Source organism: Mesorhizobium sp. CA8, from assembly GCF_020164955.1.
Taxonomy (GTDB): domain Bacteria; phylum Pseudomonadota; class Alphaproteobacteria; order Rhizobiales; family Rhizobiaceae; genus Mesorhizobium.
The window spans coordinates 52,600-73,470 of record NZ_JAIUHG010000012.1 but is presented as its reverse complement, the minus strand read 5'-3'; the positions used below and the strand labels follow the sequence as shown (position 1 = coordinate 73,470).

The 20,871-nt window shown below is 63.7% G+C and carries 19 protein-coding genes; 14 read left to right on the top strand and 5 right to left on the bottom strand.

The window, feature by feature from the left end:
• Positions 1-144 precede the first annotated feature (144 nt).
• From motA to LB553_RS15175, 6 genes are read left to right on the top strand one after another with little or no spacing between them, the layout of a single operon-like run.
• Positions 145-1,020, top strand: a complete 876-nt coding sequence (gene motA / locus LB553_RS15200; protein ID WP_224514449.1) for a flagellar motor stator protein MotA — start codon at positions 145-147, stop codon at positions 1,018-1,020.
• Between the two features lie 34 nt (positions 1,021-1,054).
• Complete coding sequence (locus tag LB553_RS15195) at positions 1,055-1,990, top strand: FliM/FliN family flagellar motor switch protein (protein ID WP_224514447.1); 936 nt, start codon at positions 1,055-1,057, stop codon at positions 1,988-1,990.
• A 30-nt stretch (positions 1,991-2,020) separates the two neighbouring features.
• Complete coding sequence (gene fliN / locus LB553_RS15190; protein WP_224514433.1) at positions 2,021-2,401, top strand: flagellar motor switch protein FliN; 381 nt, start codon at positions 2,021-2,023, stop codon at positions 2,399-2,401.
• A 43-nt stretch (positions 2,402-2,444) separates the two neighbouring features.
• Positions 2,445-3,467, top strand: a complete 1,023-nt coding sequence (locus LB553_RS15185; RefSeq protein WP_224514432.1) for a flagellar motor switch protein FliG — start codon at positions 2,445-2,447, stop codon at positions 3,465-3,467.
• A gap of 24 nt (positions 3,468-3,491) precedes the next feature.
• Positions 3,492-4,574, top strand: coding sequence for a flagellar biosynthesis protein FlhB (gene flhB, locus LB553_RS15180; protein ID WP_224514429.1), 1,083 nt, complete (start codon positions 3,492-3,494; stop codon positions 4,572-4,574).
• 17 nt (positions 4,575-4,591) lie between these two features.
• Positions 4,592-5,029: a hypothetical protein gene (locus tag LB553_RS15175; protein WP_224514427.1), complete on the top strand. Its 438-nt coding sequence runs from the start codon at positions 4,592-4,594 to the stop codon at positions 5,027-5,029.
• A 161-nt stretch (positions 5,030-5,190) separates the two neighbouring features.
• Here LB553_RS15175 and LB553_RS15170 read toward each other — a convergent pair whose 3' ends face one another.
• From LB553_RS15170 to LB553_RS15155, 4 genes are all read right to left on the bottom strand, one after another.
• Positions 5,191-5,961: a helix-turn-helix transcriptional regulator gene (locus LB553_RS15170; protein WP_224514425.1), complete on the bottom strand. Its 771-nt coding sequence runs from the start codon at positions 5,959-5,961 to the stop codon at positions 5,191-5,193.
• A complete protein-coding gene (locus LB553_RS15165; RefSeq protein WP_224514423.1) occupies positions 5,958-6,668 on the bottom strand; it encodes a helix-turn-helix transcriptional regulator in 711 nt (236 codons plus the stop codon). Before LB553_RS15165 ends, LB553_RS15170 begins: the two co-directional genes overlap by 4 nt.
• 435 nt (positions 6,669-7,103) lie before the next feature.
• On the bottom strand, positions 7,104-8,135 hold the full coding sequence (locus tag LB553_RS15160) for a histone deacetylase family protein (protein WP_224514420.1): 1,032 nt from the start codon (positions 8,133-8,135) through the stop codon (positions 7,104-7,106).
• 42 nt (positions 8,136-8,177) lie between these two features.
• A complete protein-coding gene (locus LB553_RS15155) occupies positions 8,178-8,831 on the bottom strand; it encodes a TetR/AcrR family transcriptional regulator (protein ID WP_224514419.1) in 654 nt (217 codons plus the stop codon).
• A 252-nt stretch (positions 8,832-9,083) separates the two neighbouring features.
• Here LB553_RS15155 and LB553_RS15150 point away from each other — a divergent pair, with 252 nt between their 5' ends.
• The 8 genes from LB553_RS15150 to LB553_RS15115 all read left to right on the top strand — a co-directional run bounded on the left by LB553_RS15150 (position 9,084) and on the right by LB553_RS15115 (position 19,863).
• Entirely contained in the window at positions 9,084-10,751 is a 1,668-nt protein-coding gene (locus LB553_RS15150) for an amidohydrolase (protein WP_224514418.1), read from the top strand.
• 139 nt (positions 10,752-10,890) lie between these two features.
• Entirely contained in the window at positions 10,891-11,991 is a 1,101-nt protein-coding gene (locus LB553_RS15145) for an ABC transporter ATP-binding protein (protein ID WP_224514417.1), read from the top strand.
• A 5-nt stretch (positions 11,992-11,996) separates the two neighbouring features.
• Positions 11,997-12,920: an ABC transporter permease gene (locus LB553_RS15140; RefSeq protein ID WP_224514416.1), complete on the top strand. Its 924-nt coding sequence runs from the start codon at positions 11,997-11,999 to the stop codon at positions 12,918-12,920.
• Entirely contained in the window at positions 12,913-13,716 is an 804-nt protein-coding gene (locus tag LB553_RS15135; protein WP_224514415.1) for an ABC transporter permease, read from the top strand. The genes LB553_RS15140 and LB553_RS15135 overlap by 8 nt, the downstream gene beginning before the upstream one ends.
• Before the next feature lie 28 nt (positions 13,717-13,744).
• Entirely contained in the window at positions 13,745-14,779 is a 1,035-nt protein-coding gene (locus LB553_RS15130; RefSeq protein ID WP_224514414.1) for an extracellular solute-binding protein, read from the top strand.
• A 238-nt stretch (positions 14,780-15,017) separates the two neighbouring features.
• Complete coding sequence (locus LB553_RS15125) at positions 15,018-16,214, top strand: serine hydrolase domain-containing protein (protein WP_224514413.1); 1,197 nt, start codon at positions 15,018-15,020, stop codon at positions 16,212-16,214.
• 29 nt (positions 16,215-16,243) lie between these two features.
• Positions 16,244-17,422, top strand: a complete 1,179-nt coding sequence (locus LB553_RS15120; RefSeq protein ID WP_224514412.1) for a serine hydrolase domain-containing protein — start codon at positions 16,244-16,246, stop codon at positions 17,420-17,422.
• 122 nt (positions 17,423-17,544) lie between these two features.
• Positions 17,545-19,863 (top strand): Tex family protein, encoded by a 2,319-nt coding sequence (locus tag LB553_RS15115; protein WP_224514411.1) that lies wholly within the window; start codon positions 17,545-17,547, stop codon positions 19,861-19,863.
• Here the strand turns inward: LB553_RS15115 and LB553_RS15110 are convergent, their stop codons facing one another.
• Positions 19,864-20,775 (bottom strand): LysR family transcriptional regulator, encoded by a 912-nt coding sequence (locus tag LB553_RS15110; protein ID WP_224514409.1) that lies wholly within the window; start codon positions 20,773-20,775, stop codon positions 19,864-19,866.
• Between the last annotated feature and the right edge of the window lie 96 nt (positions 20,776-20,871).

Below are 20,871 nucleotides of genomic sequence, written 5' to 3'. Positions count from 1 at the left end.
GCATGCCTCCGGCCGAAGCTATCCCCGCACAATAGCGTCACTTCCTTGCGCGAAGCTGAATCGCTTCCGCTGCCTGCGATTCAAGCCTCACACAAGGCACGGCGACTATTCCTGATCACGACGTGACGTGCGGAAGGACCTGTCGTGGGCATTCTGATTGGACTTGTGGTGACGCTCGGCTGCGTTCTCGGCGGCTTCATGGCCATGGGCGGGCATCTGCATGTATTGCTGCAGCCCTGGGAAGCAGTGGTCATCTGCGGCGCGGCGCTCGGCACTTTCCTCGTTGCCAATCCGATGAAGACGGTCAAGGACACCGGCAAGGGCATTCTCGAAGCCTTCAAGCAGGCGGTGCCGAAGGAGCGCGACTATCTCGAGACGCTGGGCGTGCTGCACAGCCTCATGCGCGAATTGCGCTCGAAGTCGCGTAGCGAGGTCGAGGCGCATATCGACAATCCGGAAGAGTCCGCAATCTTCCAGGCCTTTCCGACCGTGCTCAAGAACCATGACTTGACGCATTTCATCTGCGACTACTGCCGCATCATCATCATCGGCAATGCCCGCTCGCATGAGATCGAAGCGCTGATGGATGAGGAGATCCAGACGATCCGGACCGACAAGCTGAAGGCCTATCACGCGATGGTCGCGGTTGGTGACGGCCTGCCGGCGCTGGGCATCGTGGCGGCCGTGCTCGGCGTCGTAAAGGCGATGGGCGCGCTCGACCAGTCGCCGGAAATCCTCGGCGGCCTGATCGGCGCGGCGCTCGTCGGAACCTTCCTCGGAATCTTCCTGTCCTATGCGGTGGTCGGTCCGGTTGCCACGAAGATCAAGACGGTGCGCGAAAAGAAGAACCGCCTCTACATCATCGTCAAGCAGACGCTGCTTGCATATATGAACGGTGCCCTGCCGCAGGTGGCGATCGAATTCGGCCGCAAGACCATATCCTCCTACGAACGTCCGACGATCGATGCCGTCGAGCAGAGCACCATGAACGCCGGCACCGCCGACAAGAAGGCGGCGTGAGCATGCAGCGTCGCAGACAGGGCCGCCTGCCATCATGACCAGTCCGGCCAGTCCGTCAGAAACGCGGGCCTTGATCATCGAGCGGCTCGTCGGCGACAGCGGCGAGGCGGCGCAGGTGATCGGCGTTGGCCGCGGCATGGCCGAGCGGGCGCTGCCGTTGCTGCAGAAGGCGCTTGCCGCAGAGCTCGGCGCGCCGGTAACGGTCGATCTGCAAGTGGTCGAGGTCGGCCGCGTTCCCGAGGCGCGTCCACGCGCCGGCGATGCCTTTGCGCTGACCATCGTGTCCTCGCCGGCCTCGGCCGACGCCATGACGCTAGTGATGGATGCTCATGCGGTCGCCGTCATGGTGAGCGCACTGTTCGGCGGCGATCCCGACCAGCCGGTGGCGCCGATCGAGCGCGACCTATCGCAGATCGAGGCCGATGTCGCGACCATCGTGTTCCAGGAGGTCGCGGCGGCGCTCAACGGATCCGGCAAGCGCTCGCTCGAGCTGCGCCTGCCGGTGCCAAAGGCGACGTCGGGCGGCGAAGCGAGGCGGCGCGTGCTGCGCGACGGCGCCGCGGTCCGCATCGTGTTCGGTGTCTCCACGCCGACTGATACCGGCACCATCACGGTGATGGTTCCGCAACGCGTCCTTCTGTCTACGCGCGGCGCCACCGCCAGAACCGAAGAAGGCGAAGCCAGTGAATTCGACTGGCGGGCCCGCTTCTCCGAAGAGGTCATGCGCTCGACCGTCCGGCTCGAAGCGACGATGCCGCTCGCCCGGCTGACGCTCGGCGACCTCGCTGCGTTCGAGCCCGGCCAGGTGATCGAATTGGAGGAGAACGCCCAACTGAACGCCAGGCTCAGCGCCCGCGACAAGACACTGTTTGTCTGCGAGTTCGGCAAACTGGGGCAGAACTACACCGTCCGCGTCAGCCATCCGCACGATGCCGGACAGGATTTCATCGACGGACTGATGCCGGGCTGACGCCAGGCACGGGATTCATGGAGACGACAGATGGCAAAAACCAAGGTGGAAGCCGAACCCGATCAGCCCGACGAGCAGCTCGACCGCGCCATCGAGGAACTGCGCGGCGTGCTGCGGGAAGAGGAGAGGCGTCCGGACGCCACTCTTCAGTCGAGCGGCAATTCCTCCATCATCATGACCATTCCGGTCGACGTGCAGATCATCCTCGGCAGCACGGAGATGCCGGTGTCGGAGCTGATGGCGCTGCAGAAGGGTTCCACGGTCGCGCTCAATCGCCGTATCGGCGAGCCGGTCGACGTCGTGGTCAACGGCCGCAAGATCGCGCGCGGCGAGATCACGGTGCTGGAAAGCGATCCGACGCGCTTCGGCATCCGGCTTACCGAGATCATCGCGGCGACGAAGAGCGCCTGACAATGGTCGGCGGGCGGACCAATCGGCAGCGAGGGCAACACGCATGACGACGGCATTGGCGCTGACACGTCCGCAAAAGGCGGCAGCCATATTGGTGGCCATGGGCAAGCCCGCGGCCAGCCGCCTGCTTAAATTCTTCAAGCAGGACGAGCTGAAGGCGCTGATCGAGGGCGCGCGTCTCTTACGCACCATTCCGCAGGCCGATCTGGAGCGCATCGTCGCCGAGTTCGAAGCCGAATTCACCGAGGGCGCCGGCCTGCTCGATTCAGCCGATCGGATGGATACGATCCTGAACGAATCGCTGTCGCCCGAGGAGGTGAGCGCCATCATGGGCGAGAGGAAGTTCGAGCCGGTCCCGGAAGGACCGCCGCCGATATGGCCGGACCTCGAGAAGCTGGAGCCGTCGCGGCTCGGCAGCTTCCTTGCCGGCGAGCATCCGCAGACGTCGGCCATGGTGCTGTCGAAGCTTGCGCCGCAGACGGCCGCCAACGTGCTGCTGACGATCGAAAAGCCGATGCGCAGCCAGATCATCAAGCGCATGGTCACGATGGCCAACATCCCGGACGTGGCGTCCAGGATCGTCGAGGACCAACTGCGCGTGAGCGTGCTGTCGCAGAAGGCCAGCCGGGACACCACGGCCGGCCAGGAGCGCGTCGCCAGCATGCTCAACGAAATGGCGAAGCCCGAACTGGACGAACTCATGCATGACCTGGAGCAAGCCGGCACGCCCGATCTCGCCGGCGTCAAGTCGCGGCTGTTCGCCTTCGACGATCTGCCGCTGCTGCCGCAGAAAGCGCGCGTCCTGCTGTTCGACGGGCTGTCGACCGAACTCGTCACGCTGGCGCTGCGCGGCGCGCCACCGGAGCTCGCCGAATCGGCGCTGTCGGCGATCGGCTCGCGTTCCCGCCGCATGATCGAATCCGAACTCGGACAGGGATCGGAAGGCATTGCGCTTGCCGACATCATGGCGGCGCGCAAGAGAATATCGGTTGCCGCCATCCGGTTGTCGCGCGAAGGAGCTTTCGAGCTGCCCTCGACGCAGGCTGCCACCGCCGAAGCCGCCTGACGATAACCACCCGGTCAGAGCGCCATGGCTGAAGCGGTCGACAAGGATTCCAAAACCGAGGAAGCCACAGAAAAGAAGATCCGCGACACGATCGAACAGGGCAAGCTGCCCCATTCGCGTGAGACCGCGATCTTTGCCTCCTTCCTCGCCATACTGGTTTTCGCCGTTTTCTACGCCAAGGACGCGATCGTCGATCTCGGCATGTTCCTGTCGACGTTCCTGGAAAAGCCGGAAGCCTGGCCGATGGACACCGAGACCGACGTCATCTCGCTCTACAAGCAGGTGATGACCGAGATCGGCCGCGCCGTCGTCAGCCTGCTGGTGCTCTTGACGGTTGCCGGCATCGGCGCCTCGGTCTTCCAGAACATGCCGCAAATCGTCGGCGAGCGGATCAGGCCGCAGCTGTCGCGCATCTCGATCACCAAGGGATGGAGCCGGATGTTCGGCATGCAGGGGTGGGTCGAGTTCCTGAAGTCGCTGGCCAAGCTCGGCTTTGCCATCGCGGTGCTGAGCTTCACGCTCTCGGAAGATCATCGCAAGCTGCTTGCCGGCATGATCACCAATCCGGTCTCCTTCGGCCTCGTCATCCGGGGCATCTTCGTCGACATCCTCGTTGCGATCGTCTTCGTCATGGGGCTGATCGCGGTGGTCGACATCGTCTGGTCGCGCTTCCACTGGCGACGCGACCTGCGGATGACCAAGCAGGAGGTCAAGGACGAGTTGAAGCAGTCGGAAGGTGACCCGATCGTCAAGTCGCGGCTGCGCTCGCTGGCGCGCGACCGGGCGCGCAGACGCATGATGACGGCCGTGCCGCGCGCGACGCTGGTGATCGCCAACCCGACGCACTATTCGATCGCGCTGAAATATGTGCGTGAGGAGGATTCCGCGCCGATCGTGCTGGCCAAGGGGCAGGATTTGGTGGCGCTCAAGATCCGCGAGATCGCCAGGGAGAACAACATTCCGATTTTCGAGGATGTCGCGCTCGCGCGCTCCATGTACAAGCAAGTTTCGGTTGATAGCGTGATCCCGTCGCAATTCTACCAGGCGGTCGCCGAGTTGGTGCGGATCGTCTACTCGAAGAAGGCCGCGCGCAAAGCAACCCAATGAACGGACGCCGCTAATCCATGGACCGGCAACCACACGCCAACTCCCGCGAGCTGATCGTCGCCAGCGCCATCGAGCCCGTGGTGGGCGAATTGAGGCTCATCGACGTTGCCGACTATATCGCCTTCATCCGGCTCGAGCATCTCGCCTGTCTGTCGGACCTCGTGGATTCGGCGGTCGAGCTTTACTTCCGGCCGGGGACGCTGCGGCTCGGCCATGGCGCGGAGGCGCATGTCGACTGGAGCGGCAGCCCGCGCATCGTGCTCGATCTGGAGTTGCGGCCGCGCGGCGTGACCGTCTATTTCCAGCTCACGCTGACCGAGCGCGAGGCATCCGTGGTGGTCAACTACGTGTCATTCGAGAAGCCTGGCGAGACGCCGGAGCACAACACGGCCCTGCTCGAGGACGCGATCGAAGAGGCTCGTATCCGCAGGACCGAGACGCTGGCATTCCCCTGACGATTTGATTGCAGCGAGCCGACCTTAAGCGCGTCGCGATCTTCCAGATTCGCTCCCTGCGCTTTAGGCTTTTGATTTGCGCATGTCTTTGCCCCGAAACCGGTTCCCACTTTCGGGAGACATGCTTTAGCCGCGGCACGTTTAGCGCCGCAGGCGTGACGTCACTCGATCAGGCCAAGCCGCAAAGCCTTGGCGACGGCCTGGTTGCGGTTGACCGCGTTGAGCTTCTGCGTCGACTGGGTGAGATACTGGTTGGCGGTATGCACCGACAGCTTGAGGAGCTTGGCAATCTCCTCGCTGGTGTTGCCGTTGGCGGTCAGTTTCAGGCATTCGAGCTCGCGCTTAGAGATCGAGCGCATCCGGCCGGTGTCGCCGGGGCGGATGCGCGCGACTGCCGCGAAGAGATCGAAGGAGCGGGCGTGGATCTCGCAAAGCGTATCGTCGGACAGCGCGATCTCCGAGCCCAGGAAGACGACCAGCCCGCATTGCCCGCGATCGGCATGCACCGGCAAGGCGATGCCGTTGGTGCCTGGCGCCAGCGGCGCGGTCGGCTCGGCCCAGGCGAGCGATTGAAATGCCTGCCGCGATCCTGCGGCGCCGTCGTCGGCCCACCAGCGCGGCGCCGTCGAGAGGCGGCTGTGGCGCACCATATCCTCGCCATTGGCGCCCGAGATGAACTTGGTCGCGACCGCGGTGCCGGGATAGTCGGAATCGAAACACGCGACCAGTCGCGCGCGCTCGGGCGAGGGGCTGACGAAATAGAGGCCGAAGGCTGAGGCATTGATGTCGACGGCGATCCAGCGGCAGCGGCGCACGGCATCGGGAATCGTGACGGCGTGGTGGGTCTCCGAGCCGAGCGAGAAGGCGCCGAAGGGATTGTGCTGATCGTTGAAAAGGGCGGCTGCCGCCTCTTTGACCTGTGCGTGCTTCAAATGATGCCGCTCCTGATCGCCGTCGCGATCGCCATCGCGCGGTTGCTGGCCGCGAACTTCTGGATGGCGTGCGTGATGTAGCTGTTGACGGTGTTCGACGAGACGCCGAGGATGACGGCCACCTCATCGGTGGTCTTGCCTTCCGAGACCCAGAACAGGCATTCGCGCTCGCGGTCCGACAGCGGATCCTGCATGGATGCCGCCGCGATCAGCTGCGGAATGCTGGAAAGCGCATAGCAGCACTTGATTTGCGCCTTCATCAGGGCGGCCAGGTCGATCCTGCCCGCCTCGGCGGCCGAGAACAGCACGAACAGGCGCTGCCGGCCGACATTGAGCCGCAGCGAATAGATCTCGGCGTGGCCAAGCACGTCGAGCAGGCGGGCTTCCTCGCCGGTCAGCAATGCGCCGGCGTCGGGCGCGTGCGCGGCCACCAACGGCTTCGGGCGCACGCCCGGCGCCACGGTCAAGGGACCCAGCGCCAAATTGGCAATCAGCCTTTTGCCGATCAGCTCTATGGCGTCGAAGATCCAGTTCGAGGAGACGATGCGCGCATCGTTGCGGTCCTGGTCGTGCACGATGGCGACCAGCATGTAGCTGTCGGCGCCGATATCGGCGGCAAGCTGCATGAAGAAACTGGTGAGATCGCCGCGGGACGCCAGGCGCGAGCCTGAAGCGTCGGGTTGGAGAAGCGCGGCGGGACTGCTCATTTCAATTCTTGGATTCTTGCCGGAATCGATCCTTGTGCCCGGTGCTGGCAAAACCAACAGCCGGACCCGAAACGCGTCACGTTTACGAAGACACACTCACGGGCGCGAACGGCGCCCAACCGCGCCGAATCCTTCTAGGGAACGCGAAACCGTCAGCGTCTGGTGCCGGCCTGGTGCCGGAACTTGAGACTTTGCGTGGTCGCCGCGCCCCCCGTGGACCGGCTGATTCGGGTCTAATCTACCCGCAGATGAATCCGACATCAAACGCGATTTGACAAAATCGAATCCGATGGACTCGCATTGCGACTCAGCAGCCGGTCTTCGCGTTATTTGGCGATGGTTCAAAGCTGAATTGAGCGATGATTTCGAGGCGAGGTCGTAAAAAATACGCCCCCGGTTGCATCCGGGAGCGTATGGCCTTGAACAAGAGATGGCTTAGCGATCCTCGAAACCGGTCAGCACGCCGACAGCGTTGATGCCGATCTCTTCCACGGCGTAGCCGCCTTCCATGACGAACAAGGTCGGCAGGCCGAGCTTGGCGATGCGGCGACCGATCTTGGGATAGTCGACGCTCTTCAGCTTGAACTGGCTGATCGGGTCCTTCTCGAAAGTGTCGACGCCGAGCGAGACGATGACGACATCGGGCGCGTAGGCCGTGAGCTTGGCGCAGGCGTCCTCCAGCGAAGCGCTCCAGCCGTCCCAATCGGTGCCGAAAGGCATCGGATAATTGATGTTGAAACCTTCGCCGTCGCCTTCGCCGCGCTCGTCGGCATGGCCGAGGAAGAACGGATACTCGACCATCGGGTCGCCATGCAGGTTGAGCACCTGGACGTCGCCGCGGCGATAGAAGATCTCCTGCGTGCCGTTGCCGTGATGGTAGTCGACATCGAGGATCGAAACGCGTTTGGCGCCCTTGTCGCGGAACCATTGCGCGACGACGGCGGCGTTGTTGATGAAGCAATAGCCGCCCATGAAGGCGGCGCCGGCGTGATGGCCGGGCGGGCGGCAAAGCGCGAAGGCGGTGCGCTCGCCGTCCTTGACCAGGGCGGCGGCGGTCAGCGCGACGTCATAAGAGGACTTGATCGCCGCCCAGGTGCCCTCCACGAAGGTGGCGCCGGCGTCAAAGGAGTAATAGCCGAGCAAGGCATCGATGCGCTTCGGCGGCACATCGCCGCGCAGGCCGCGCGTCGGCCAGGTGAAACCCATGGCCGATCCCGTGAAGCCGGCGGCGATCCATTCCGGCCATACCGTCGGCAGGAAATCGATGTAGGCGGCTTCATGCACACGTTTCGCGGCGGCGAGGTCATGCTCGACCGGTCCGATGATCGGGCCGAGTTTCTCGCTCTCCACCCGCGCCTTGATGAATTCGGCCCGCGACGGCTTCTCGAAACCCGGCACGATGGCCGACGTGACCAGTTCCATCTGGCCCGAATGGCCGGCATGAAGAGGCGAATAGACAGTTTTCATGGGAACTCCCCTGGAAGTGCGAAATCGGTTGGAAGTGCGAAATCACTCGAGATTGAGATGAGGGCTCACCAGAGCGAGCCACATGGCTTCCACATCGTCCTCGATGAGGTCGTATGTCCTGCGGTCCCTCTTCAGCCCGACAAGCCGGCAGACATGGCCGACTTCCATCATCAGCACGCCGAGCCGGCTGGCGACCTTGTCTTCGAGAGCCGGATTCACATGCTGCAGCCACGCGGCGTAAAGGGCGATGATGTCTTTGTCATATTCGTCCTGGATCGGCCTCAGGTCGGCGTTGCCGGATATGGCCTCGATCACCGGCATCAGCGTGGCGTTGTCGAGATAGAGCCTGGATGTGTCGATGAAGAGCTTGCGCACTTCGCGCCGAAACTCGTCACGGTTGGTAGGCCGAGGGGCGTTGATGCGCTTCTGGATCACCTGAGGAAAAGACGACAGCCAGCGCCGGGCCAGGTCCAGAAGAATAGCTTCCTTGTTGGGAAAGTATTGATAAACCGAACCGACCGACAGGCCCGCGCGCTGCGCGATGGCGAGCGTCGTCGGCGTTCTGGTTCCTTGCTCCCGCGTCAGGATCAGGGCCGCATCGAGAATCCTGTCGACCACCTTGCTTGACCGTTGCTGCCGCGGCTGCTTGCGCGGTTCGAGCGCTATTCTGGTCTTGCGGTCGAGACTGCGCTTCACTGCTCGTCGCCCCCCCGTTCCCCGCTCGGCCCCATCATCGGCGCGCGGTGCAGTCCACTATACATTCCAAATTCCGGCTGTTGACAAACGCGAATAAACAGTCGCATTCTTTATCCACGCTGTCTTCAACGATAACAAGGGGAATTTCGAAGACGGCGCATCGGCATCGATTTTTGTCCCATGGCGCCGCCCCGGTGGAGCGGCAGCTCGTTGGACGTGCGCTGTCGATCACTCAGCAAATGTGGAGTCGCGATGTCGGTTGCGGATGGTGGTGCGGATCTGGTGGTCGTCAACGGCCGTGTGCTGACCATGGACGACGACAATCCCGTCGCCGAGGCTGTTGCCGTCAAGGACGGCGCCATCATTGCGATCGGCAGCCGCGCTTCGATCCAAGAGCTCAAAGGGCCGGCGACAAAGGTTGTCGACGCTCAGGGCGGCTCGGTCCAGCCGGGCTTCATCGAAGCGCATATGCATCTGTTCGGCGGCGCGGCCGAGCTCGACAATCTGCATCTGGCCGGAGTCCATGGCTTCGACGCGCTGCGCGACGCGATCCAGGATTTCGCGGCGAAGCGGCCGGACGCCAGGCTTCTGATCGGCGCTGGCGTCGACTACGCCATCCTGCCGGAGCCGGTGACGCGCCACGATCTCGACCGCATCATTCCCGACCGGCCCTTCGCTATGTCGGCTTCGGATCACCACACGATGTGGGCGAACACCAAGGCGCTGGAAGAGGCCGGGCTGCTCCATGGCCGGCAGGTCGGACAGGGCAATGAGGTCGTCATGGGCGCCGACGGGCTTGCCGCCGGCGAGCTGCGCGAAGGCGAGGCCTTCGGACCGGTTCTCGACCATTACGGGGCGAACCGGACACGGCTTGGCCTCGAGGGCGCCGAGCCGGATCCTTATCCTTCGGCGAAGGAGCTGGCCGCCGATCGCGACCTGATGCACCGCGGCCTTGAATGGTGCGCCAAGCACGGCATCACCTCGATCCAGAACATGGACGGCAATCTCTACCAGCTCGAGCTGCTGGCCGGGCTGGAAAAAGAGGGACGGCTGCTGTGCCGCACCAAGATCCCGTTCCACTTCAAGAATTTCATGAAGCTGGACATGCTGGATAAAGCCTCGCGGATGGCCCAGACCTATCATTCCGAATGGCTGTCGTCCGGCATGGTCAAGCTCTTCTATGACGGCGTGCTGGATTCCTGGACGGCGGTGATGGTCGACGACTATGCCGACCGGCCCGGATGGCGCGGCGAGCCGCTGTTTTCGCCGGAACATTTCGCCGAGGTGGCGGTCGAGGCCGACAGGCGCGGCCTACAAATCGCCGTGCACTCAATCGGCGACGGCGCTGTGCGGGCGGTGCTCGACGGCTACCAGGCGGCGCTGAAGAAGAACGGCCGGCGCGACAGCCGGCACCGCATCGAGCATATCGAGGTGATCACGGCCTCCGACGTGCCGCGCTTCGCCGAGCTCGGCGTTTTGGCCTCGATGCAGCCGGCGCATCCGCCGGGGGCGCTGAACTTCCCGATGGAGCCGACGATCTCGCGCATCGGTCGCGACAAGTGGCCGTTGAGCTATGCCTGGCGCACGCTGAAGAACGCCGGCGCGCGCGTCGTCTTCGCTTCCGATTGGCCGGTTTCGCCAGTCGATCCGATCCTGTCCATCCAGGCGGCAGTGATGCGCAAGCCTTGGGCAGAAGGCATGCCGGACCAGAGCTTCTCGTTGCAGGAAGCAATAGAGGGCTACACGGTCGAGGGCGCTTATGCGGAGTTCAACGAGCATCGCAAGGGTCGCCTAAAAACCGGGTGTCTCGCCGACATCGTCGTCTTGTCGGCGGATATCGAGGCGATCGCGCCGGAAGCGCTGCACACCGTGCGTCCAGTGACCACCATCTGCGGAGGGAGAATCACCTACCAAGCCTAACGATGGTATAGGAATTGCTTAATTGAATAGGGACTCGGATCGAGTCACTGCTCCGCAGTTGCCAAGCCAGCCGGCTTGTGGTGACAATCAAACAGGAACACACCTGCCGACAAGAGCAGGCGCTCTCAATGGGGTAATCGTGCCGGAACAACCGGGTAAGAACGCGATCGAAGTTCGCAGTGTTCGCAAGGTTTTCGGAACCGGCGAAAACCAGGTAGCCGCCCTCGACACGGTGTCGGTGTCGATCCGCGAGAACGAGTTTTTCACATTGCTCGGCCCCTCCGGATGCGGAAAGACGACACTGCTGAGATTGATTGCCGGCTTCGATTTCCCAACCGCCGGCGAAATTCTGCTGCACGGCCAGGACATTGCGCCGCTGCCGCCCTACAAACGCCCGGTCAACACCGTCTTCCAGAGCTACGCGCTGTTCCCGCACATGACGGTGGCGCAGAATATCGGCTTCGGGTTGGAGATGCTCGGCAAGCCGAAAGCGGAGATCGAGGCACGCGTCGCGCAGATGCTGAAGCTGGTCAAGATGGAGGCGCTCAAGGCGCGGCGCACCAGCCAGATTTCGGGCGGCCAGCAGCAGCGCGTGGCGCTGGCCCGGGCGCTAGCGCCGCAGCCGAAAGTGCTCTTGCTCGACGAGCCGCTTTCGGCGCTGGACTACAAGCTGCGCAAGGAAATGCAGATCGAGCTGAAGCGTCTGCAGCACGAGACCGGCATCACCTTCATCTTCGTCACCCATGACCAGGAAGAAGCGCTGACCATGTCCGACCGCATCGCAGTGATGTCGGCCGGCAAGATCCTGCAGGTCGGCACGCCGCGCGACATCTACGACCGGCCGGCCGAACGCTTCGTCGCCGACTTCATCGGCGAGACGAATTTCCTCGAGGGCGAGGTGAAAAGCGCGGCCGACGGGCGCGCCACCGTTAGGCTGTCGACCGGCGCGGAAATACCGGCATCGCTGCCGGAAGGTTTTACGCCGTCGGGCGGCGTTACGCTCGTGGTGCGGCCGGAGCATGCTCAGATCGGTCCGGCGGACGCCAACGCTTCGCTCAGGGGCACGGTCGAGAACGTGGTCTATCTCGGCACCGACACGCATTTCCATCTCAAGCTCGACGACGGCAGCGCCTTCATCGTGCGGCGGCAGAATAGCCGCGGCGGCGGCGAAGCGCTTGCGCCGGGCAGCCGCGTGGGCATCGCGATTGGCCCGAATGCCGCTCAGGCGCTGAAGGATTAGAGGACATGGCCAACGCAGAGGAAACTGCCCGCGCCGCCGACGCCAGGGACATTCGCGACCGCTGGCTGCTCTCGGCGCCGGCGCTCGTCATCATCCTTCTGGCCGCCACCGGGCCGCTTTTCGTGATGTTGGCTTATTCCTTCATGCTGAAGGGCGACTACGGCGATGTGCAGTTCGGCACCTTCTCGCTGGACGGATGGACATCGGTCCTGTTCCAGCGTGACATGTTCGACGACACTCTGGGCCTGGCGGACGCGCATCTGACCATCTTCTGGCGTTCGATAAGCCTGTCGTTTTACACCACCGTGCTGACGTTGCTCTTCGGCTTCCCCACAGCCTATTTCATCGCCACGCGACCGCCGAAAACACGCGAGGTCTGGGTTTTCCTCGTCACGATTCCGTTCTGGACGAATCTCCTGATCCGCACCTTCGCCATGCAACAGGTGATCCGCAACGAAGGGCTGGTCAACACGGCGCTGATGGCGCTCGGCGTCATCAAGCAGCCGCTGCAGATCATGAATACCGACACCGCCATCTTGCTCGGCATGATCTATATCTACCTGCCTCTGATGGTGCTGCCGATCTACGCCTCGATGGAGAAACTCGACTTTAGGCTGGTCGAGGCCGGATATGACCTCTACGCCGGTCGCTGGCAGGTTCTGCGTCGCATCATCTTCCCGTTGATCAAGCCCGGCGTCATCGCCGGCTCGATACTGGTCTTCATCCCCTCGCTTGGCGCCTATGTCATTCCGCGGGTGCTGGGCGGCGGCAAGAACATGATGCTCGGCAACCTGATCGAACTGCAGTTCGGCGCGGGCCGTAACTGGCCGCTGGGCGCGGCCATCTCGATTACGCTCATGGTGCTGGTGATGATCGCGCTCCTGTTCTACGTGCGCAACGCATCCGGCTCGGAAGGCGCCCATGGCTAAGCGTCCGTTCGACATCCAGGCGCAGCCCGGCTTCGGCTTCATGGCGCTTTTGACCTTCTTCGCGCTCTATCTGCCGATCGCGGCGCTGGTCGCCTATTCGTTCAACGCGGCGGATTCGCTTTCGCGCTGGGATGGCGTATCACTGCGCTGGTTTATTTCGGCCTGGCACAATTCAGCAGTGCAGGACGCCTCCGTCCGCTCGCTCGTGCTGGCGGTCTCGGCCGCCGCGCTGTCGACGATCGCCGCCACGATGGCTGCGCTGGCCACGACCCGCACGCGGCCCTATCCCGGGCTTACCTTCAAATACGCCTTCATCAACCAGCCGCTGATGGTGCCGGAGATCGTCACCGGCGTCGCGCTCTTGATCGTGTTCTCGCGCATCAAGGTCTGGACCGGTTACTCAGGACTCGGCTACCTGATCGCCGCGCACACCGCCTTCTGCATCCCGTTCGCTTACCTGCCGATCCGGGCGAGGCTGGAAAGCATGGACCTGACGCTGGAGCGCGCAGCCGCCGATCTATACGCCACGCCCTGGAAAGCCTTCCGTTTCGTGACGCTGCCGCTCTTGAGGCCTGCCATCATCGCGGGCTTCATGCTCGCTTTCGTCATTTCGCTCGACGATGTGGTCATCACCGAATTCGTCAAGTCCGGCGGGCAGGACACGCTGCCCACCTACATGCTCGGCCAGTTGCGGCGCGAAACGAGCCCGGAAATTAATGCGATCGCCACGGTATTTCTGGCGCTGTCGGTGGTGCTCGTAACCGCGTTCTACTTCGTCAATCGGCGCAAGCCATGATCAACGATTGCCAAACGGGAGAATAGCCATGAAATGGAAGACAACGGCCGCCACGGCGGTATTCGCATTGCTTGCCTTTGCGGGCAGCGCGTATGCGGAAGGCGAACTCAACATCTTCAATTGGGGCGACTATACCAGCCCTGAGATGATCAAGAAGTTCGAGGATACCTACAAGGTCAAGGTGACGATCACCGACTACGACTCCAACGACACCGCGCTGGCAAAGGTACGCGCCGGCGGTCACGGCTTCGACATTGTGGTGCCGTCGGCCAATTACGTGCCGATCTGGGTGAAGGAAGGGCTTCTGCTCGAGGCCCGGCCCGACCAGATGGAGAACTTCAAGAATGTCGACGAGCGCTGGGTGAACGTTCCCTGGGATCCGGGCCGTCACTATACGGTTCCGTGGCAGTGGGGCCTGACGGGTATCGGCGTCAACACGAAGGTCTATGGCGGCGACATCAACACCTCGGCCATCTTCCTCGATCCGCCGAAGGAACTGGTCGGCAAGATCAACGTCGCGCCGGAAATGAACGACGTACTGTTCGCCACCATCAAGTATCTGGGCGGCAACTGGTGCACGGACGACAAGGAACTGCTCAAGAAAGTGCGCGACAAGCTGGTGGAGGCCAAGCCGAAATGGCTGGCCATGGATTATAGCGTGACCGAGAAGCTGCCGGCTGGCGACTATTCGGCCGTCTATTACTGGAACGGCGCCATTATGCGCTCGCGCATCAAGAACCCCGACATCAAGTTCGGCTATCCGAAGGAGGGCTTTCCCTTCTTCATGGACAGCGTTGCCATCCTGAAGGATGCCAAGAATGTCGACAACGCCAAGCTGTTCATGAACTTCATCATGGATCCCGAGAACGCCGCCATGATCTCCGCCTTCGCCAAATATGCCAATGGCATCAAGGGCTCGAAGGCGTTCATGCCAGCCGACATGAAGGATGCGCCCGAACTGGTGGTGCCGCCAGAACTGGAGAAAGCGGGCGAGTTCCTCACTCCCTGCTCGCCCGAGGTGCAGCAACTCTACACGCGTATCTGGACGGACGTTCAGAAATAGCGGCACGCCGCCTTCTTCCCCGCGCGAGCGGGAAGAAGGCGGGTCAAGGACCGGACGAGGGGTAGCGCTGAATTCGCAGCGTTCGCGCCGCCCCTCATCTGGCCGTAGGCACTGCCCCTTCGCCATGGGGTGGGGCGTTCGTCACTCGAAAGGGCCATTCGGGGCTTTTTCGTCCGCTGTGCAGACCGCTCGTCATCCAAGTGAACGGAAGAGCGGCATGCTGCGGCAGGGAATTCTCATGCAATCCTATCGCAACTCCGATCCGCGGCCGCCAATCATGCAGGGTTCGCCGCCGAAGCTGGTGCCGCCGAAGCTCGACTGGGATCGGCCGCCCTGGAACCGCTGGGCCTTCCAGCACATCCGCGAATTGCTGCCGACCATCGAGGTTTGGCGCGGCAGCGGCCATCGCCATCGCCTCGAGAGGGCGGAGGTGGATCTCGACGATCTGCCGGTGGCCGACAGCAACGGAGCGCCGACGACTCTCGCCGGCTTGCTCGACGAAACCTATGCCGACGGCTTCCTGGTGCTGAAGGACGGCAGGATAGCCTATGAGCGCTATTTCAACGGTATGGACGAGCGCACGCTGCATCTGTCGCAGTCGATGGCGAAGTCGGTCACCGGATCGGTGTGCGGCATCCTGGTTGGCCGCGGCCTGATCGATCCGGGCAGGCTGGTCAGCGACTATCTGCCGGAGCTCGGCGAGACCGGCTGGGCCGGCGCCACCGTCCAGCATGTGCTCGACATGACGACCGGCGTGCGCTTTTCCGAGGAATATACCGACCGCTATTCCGATATCGGCCAGGTCGATGTCGCGACCGGCTGGAAGCCGATCCCGCCGGGCAGCGATCCGGACTTCGAGTGGCCGTCGCACCTGTTCGAGCTGATCCTGCGGCTGAAGGACAGAGTGCGCCCGCATGGGGAGGCGTTCGAATACCGCTCGATCGAGACCGACGTGCTCGCCTTCATCATGGAGCGGGTGAGCGGCAAGCGCCTGGCGCAGCTCGTCTCGGAAGAACTCTGGCAAAAGCTTGGCGCCGACGAGAGCGCCTGCTTCACCGTCGACAGCGCCGGCTATGCGCTGGCCGACGGCGGCTTCAACGCGACGCTGCGCGACTATGGCCGCTTCGGGCAATTGATCCTCGACAATGGCGGCGGCGTGATCCCGGCCGACTGGATCGAGGCGACTCGCAACGGCAAGCACGGGCCGAATTTCAGCCCGAGCGTTCCGGACGGCAGCTATCGCAACCAGTTCTGGATCGAGGATCCGCGCTCACGCTCGCTGATGTGCCGCGGCGTGTTCGGCCAATTGATCCATATGAGCTGGGAACACAGGATGGTCGCGGTGAAGCTTTCGACCTATCCGGATTTCGTCAACTCCGCCTATTCGGTGGCGACGCAGAAGGCGGTGCATGCCATCGCCGCCGCGCTGGCCTGAAACCGCAAAATAAGATCCGGGAGAGCATCATGAGCGGCAAGACCGCGTTCGAGGCCAAATACGGCTTTGCCCGCAAGGATGTGCGGCTTGAAACCTGGCGGCTTTCGCCGTTCAACCGATGGTCCTTCCAGAATGTTGGCGAACTGGTGCCGAGCGCGCGTGTCGCGGCGGCGCCCGGCGGCGAGAGCCAAGCGAAACCGCTCGGCGCATTGCTTGAGGAAAAGATATCGCTCGCCGGCGGCAGTGAGACCGTCGAGAACTTCCTGAAGCGTTCCGATACGGACGGGCTGACGATCCTGAAGGCCGGCAAGCTTGTCGGCGACTGGTCGGCGCCGCATATGCCGTTCGGAGCGCGCCATATCATCTTTTCGATCAGCAAGTCGGTGACGGCGATCCTCGCAGGCATATTGGAAGGCGAGGGGTTGTTCGATCCCAACGCGCCGGTAACGCACTACATCCCTGAAGCCAGAGGCTCGGCCTATGGCGATGCGAGCGTGCGCAACGTGCTCGACATGACCGTCAGCCTCGATTTCGAGGAAGCCTATCTCGATCCGGAAAGCGCCTTCGCCCGCTACCGCCGCTCGACGCTGTGGAATCCCGGCGGCGGGTCCGAAAGCCTCGCGGCATTCCTGATGACCATCCCGCGCCTTGCCGAGCCGCATGGCCAGATCTATCGCTATCGCTCGCCCAATTCGGATGTGCTCGGCATCCTGCTTGAGCGCGCCTCCGGCAGGCGTGTCAGCGAAGTGCTCAGCGAGAAGCTTTGGCTGCCACTGGGGGCTGCGACCGACATGTCTGTGACGGTCGACATGGAAGGCACGGCGCGCACGGCCGGCGGCATGTCGATGACACCGCGCGACCTTGCCCGCATCGGCGAGATGATGCGGCAGGGCGGCACGGCCAACGGCCGCCACATCGTGCCGGAAGCCTGGGTGCACGACACGGTCGCCACCGGCGGCAGTCATGAAGCCTGGCAACGCGGCACGATGGTGTTTTTGTTCCCGAAGGGACGCTACCGCAACAAATGGTACCAGACCGGCCACGACAGCGGCGCCTTCTGCGGCATCGGCATTCACGGTCAGTGGCTCTATGTCAATCCGAAGACGGAAGTGGTCATCGCCAAGATGTCGTCGCAGCCGGAGCCGGTGGACGACAAGCTGGATGGGGAGCTCGTGGCATTCTTCGAGGCGTTGAGCAGCATGGTCTGAGCCGACCAGAGGCTGGTTCCAAGGGCTGTTTTCTGTGGACCTTCGGCGCGTGATGGAACCGTTGCGGTTGGCGCAGCGGTTCTCCCGTCCTATGGTCGCCGCTCTTTTCGGCAGGGACCAGCATGGCATCGGACATCAAGCGCATCGCAGCAATCATCGCGGCCGAGATCGGCGCGCGGCCGGAACAGGCCGCGGCGGCAATCGGGCTGCTCGACGAAGGCGCGACAGTCCCCTTCGTGGCACGCTACCGCAAGGAGGTCACCGGCGGGCTTGACGACACGCAATTGCGCGACCTTTCCGAGCGGCTCGCTTATCTGCGCGAGCTCGATGCACGGCGCGAGACGATCGTCAGCTCGATCCGCGAGCAGGGCAAGCTGACCGAGGAACTGGAAGCCAAGATCGCCGCGGCCGCCACAAAGGCGGAGCTGGAGGACATCTATCTACCCTACAAGCCGAAGCGGCGCACGAAGGCCGAAATCGCCAGGGAGCGCGGGCTTGGGCCGCTCGCCGAGGCGATCCTTGCAGATCGCTCGAAAGTTCCGGCCGAGCTTGCGCTCGCTTATGTCAACGAAGAGGTGGCCGACGCCAGGGCGGCGCTTGAAGGCGCGCGCGACATCCTGTCGGAGCAGTTCGCCGAAAATGCGGATCTGGTCGGCAAGCTGCGCGCCTATATGAAGGAACGTGCCTTCCTGCGTGCTCGCGTCTGTGACGGCAAGCAGGAGGCCGGCGCGAAGTTCTCCGACTATTTCGACCATGTCGAGCGCTGGGCAGGCGTGCCCAGCCACCGTGCCCTGGCCATGCTGCGCGGCCGCAACGAGGAAGTGCTGTCGCTCGACATCGAGGTCGATGCCGACGATCAATCGCCGGTGAAACCGATCGAGCGGATGATCGCCAATGCCTATGCGATTGGCGCGACGCTACCCGGCGATAAATGGCTGATGGAAGTGGCCGGCTGGACCTGGCGGATCAAACTGTCGCTGCATCTGACGCTCGACCTGATGCGTGACCTGCGCGAGCGGGCCGAGGAAGAAGCGATCCAAGTCTTTGCCCGCAACCTGAAGGACCTGCTGCTGGCCGCGCCCGCCGGCTCGCGGCCGACCATGGGGCTCGATCCAGGCATCCGCACCGGCGTCAAGGTTGCGGTGGTCGACGGCACCGGCAAGCTGGTGGCGACCACCACCGTCTATCCGTTCCCGCCAAGGAACGATGTGCGCGGCACGCAGGCCGAGCTCGCCGCCCTCATCCGCCAGCACAAGGTCGAGCTGATCTCGATCGGCAACGGTACCGGCAGCCGAGAGACCGAGAAGCTGGTGGCCGACATGCTTTCGGACCTGCCGGCAGGTGCCGGGCCGAAGCCGCTCAAGGTGATCGTCAGCGAGGCTGGCGCCTCGGTCTATTCGGCCTCGGCGACGGCAGCGGCGGAATTCCCCGGTCTCGATGTCTCGCTGCGCGGCGCGGTGTCGATCGCCAGACGTCTGCAGGATCCGTTGGCCGAACTGGTCAAGATCGAGCCGAAGTCGATCGGCGTCGGCCAGTATCAGCACGATGTCGACCAGTATCGGCTCGGCCGTTCGCTGGAAGCTGTGGTCGAGGATGCGGTGAACGCCGTCGGCGTCGACCTCAACACGGCCTCGGCGCCGCTTTTGGCGCGCGTGTCGGGACTCGGGCCGTCGCTCGCCGAGGCGATCGTTGCGCATCGCGACGCGGCCGGGCCGTTTGCAAGCCGCAAGGACCTGCTCAAGGTGGCGCGGCTCGGGCCGCGCGCATTCGAGCAAAGCGCCGGCTTTCTGCGCATCCCGAACGGGACAGAGCCGCTTGATGCGTCATCGGTGCATCCGGAAGCCTATGGCGTGGCGAAGAAAATCGTCGCCGCTTGCGGCCGCGACGTGCGCGCGCTGATGGGCGACAGCACCGCGCTGAAGGCGCTTGACCCGCGCGTCTTCGTCGACGAGCGGTTCGGCCTGCCGACGGTGCGCGACATCATCGCCGAGTTGGAAAAACCCGGACGCGACCCGCGCCCCGGTTTCAAGACGGCGAGCTTTGCCGAGGGCGTCGACGACATCAAGGATTTGAAGCCGGGCATGCTGCTCGAAGGCACCGTCACCAATGTCGCGGCCTTCGGCGCCTTCGTCGATATCGGCGTGCACCAGGATGGGCTGGTGCATGTCTCGCAACTGGCCGACCGCTTCATCAAGGACGCGCATGAGGTGGTGAAGGCTGGCGATGTCGTGAAGGTGCGGGTCGTCGATGTCGACATCAAGCGCAAGCGCATCGGTCTGTCGATGCGCAAGGACGGCGGCGAGGGCGCGCCTCGCGGTGGCCAGCGGGACCACGGCGGCGGCAAGCCTGCCTCGCGCTCGCCAGCGCCGCAGCGCCAGCCGGAGCGGCCTTCGCAGGGCGCGTTCGGCGCGGCGCTCGCCGAGGCGATGAAGCGCAAATAGCTACCAGGCCAGGACAGCCGGCTCCTTGCCGATCTGACCCAGCAGCCAGTCGCGAAAACTGGCGACCGGCGGGTGCGCGCGCTTGTCGTGCGGCACGACCAGGTAATAGGCGCTGCGGCTCTGCATCGGTTGGCCGGGCGCCGGGACCAGCTGGCCGCGCTGCAATTCGCCGGCAATCAGGATTTCAGGCAGCAGCGCCACGCCAAGCCCGGCCATGCAGGCCTGGGCGACCGTGCCGAACTGCTCGAACTGCATGCCGGGACCGGTCGGCGCCTCCAGCCCTTGATGCTCGAACCATTCGCCCCAGGCGCCGGGGCGGGTCGCCATATGCAGCAGCGGCAGGCGGTTGATATCGGCCGGCGTGGCGATGACGCGGCTGGCGAGGAAACCGGGCGAAGCCACCGGCATCACGGTCTCGCGCATCAAGAGCGTGCAGTCGGCGTCCGGCCAGTCGGGCATGCCGTGATGGATGGCGGCATCCAGCCGCTCGCGGGCGAAGTCGAACCGTCCGATGCGGGTGGCGAAGTTGATGGTGATGTCGGGGTGGCGGGCGACGAAATCCGGGATCAGCGGCATCAGCCAGCGCGTTCCGAAGGTCGGCAGGATGGCAAGGTTGAGAACACCGCTATGCCGATTGCTCATCAGTCCGAGCGCGGCGTCGCGCAATTGGCCAAGCGCCGAACGCACCGCTTCGGCATAGATCTCGCCAGCCGGCGACAGCCGGACATTACGGCTGTCGCGTTCGAACAGCCGGCGACCGAACTGCTCTTCCAACAGGTTGACCTGCCGGCTGACGGCGCCTTGCGTCAGGTCGAGCTCACGCGCGGCGGCGGTGAAGGAGCCGAGGCGCGCGACGGCTTCGAAGGCAGCAAGGGCGGCGGTGTTCGGCAAAAGACGGCGTTGGACATTCATGATCCATTACTAACGCTCATTGATCCGTGATGCAATTTCGTTTGATTTTTCCTCTGCGGAAGCCGATAAGCCGCGCAATCCAAGAATTTGCCGGGA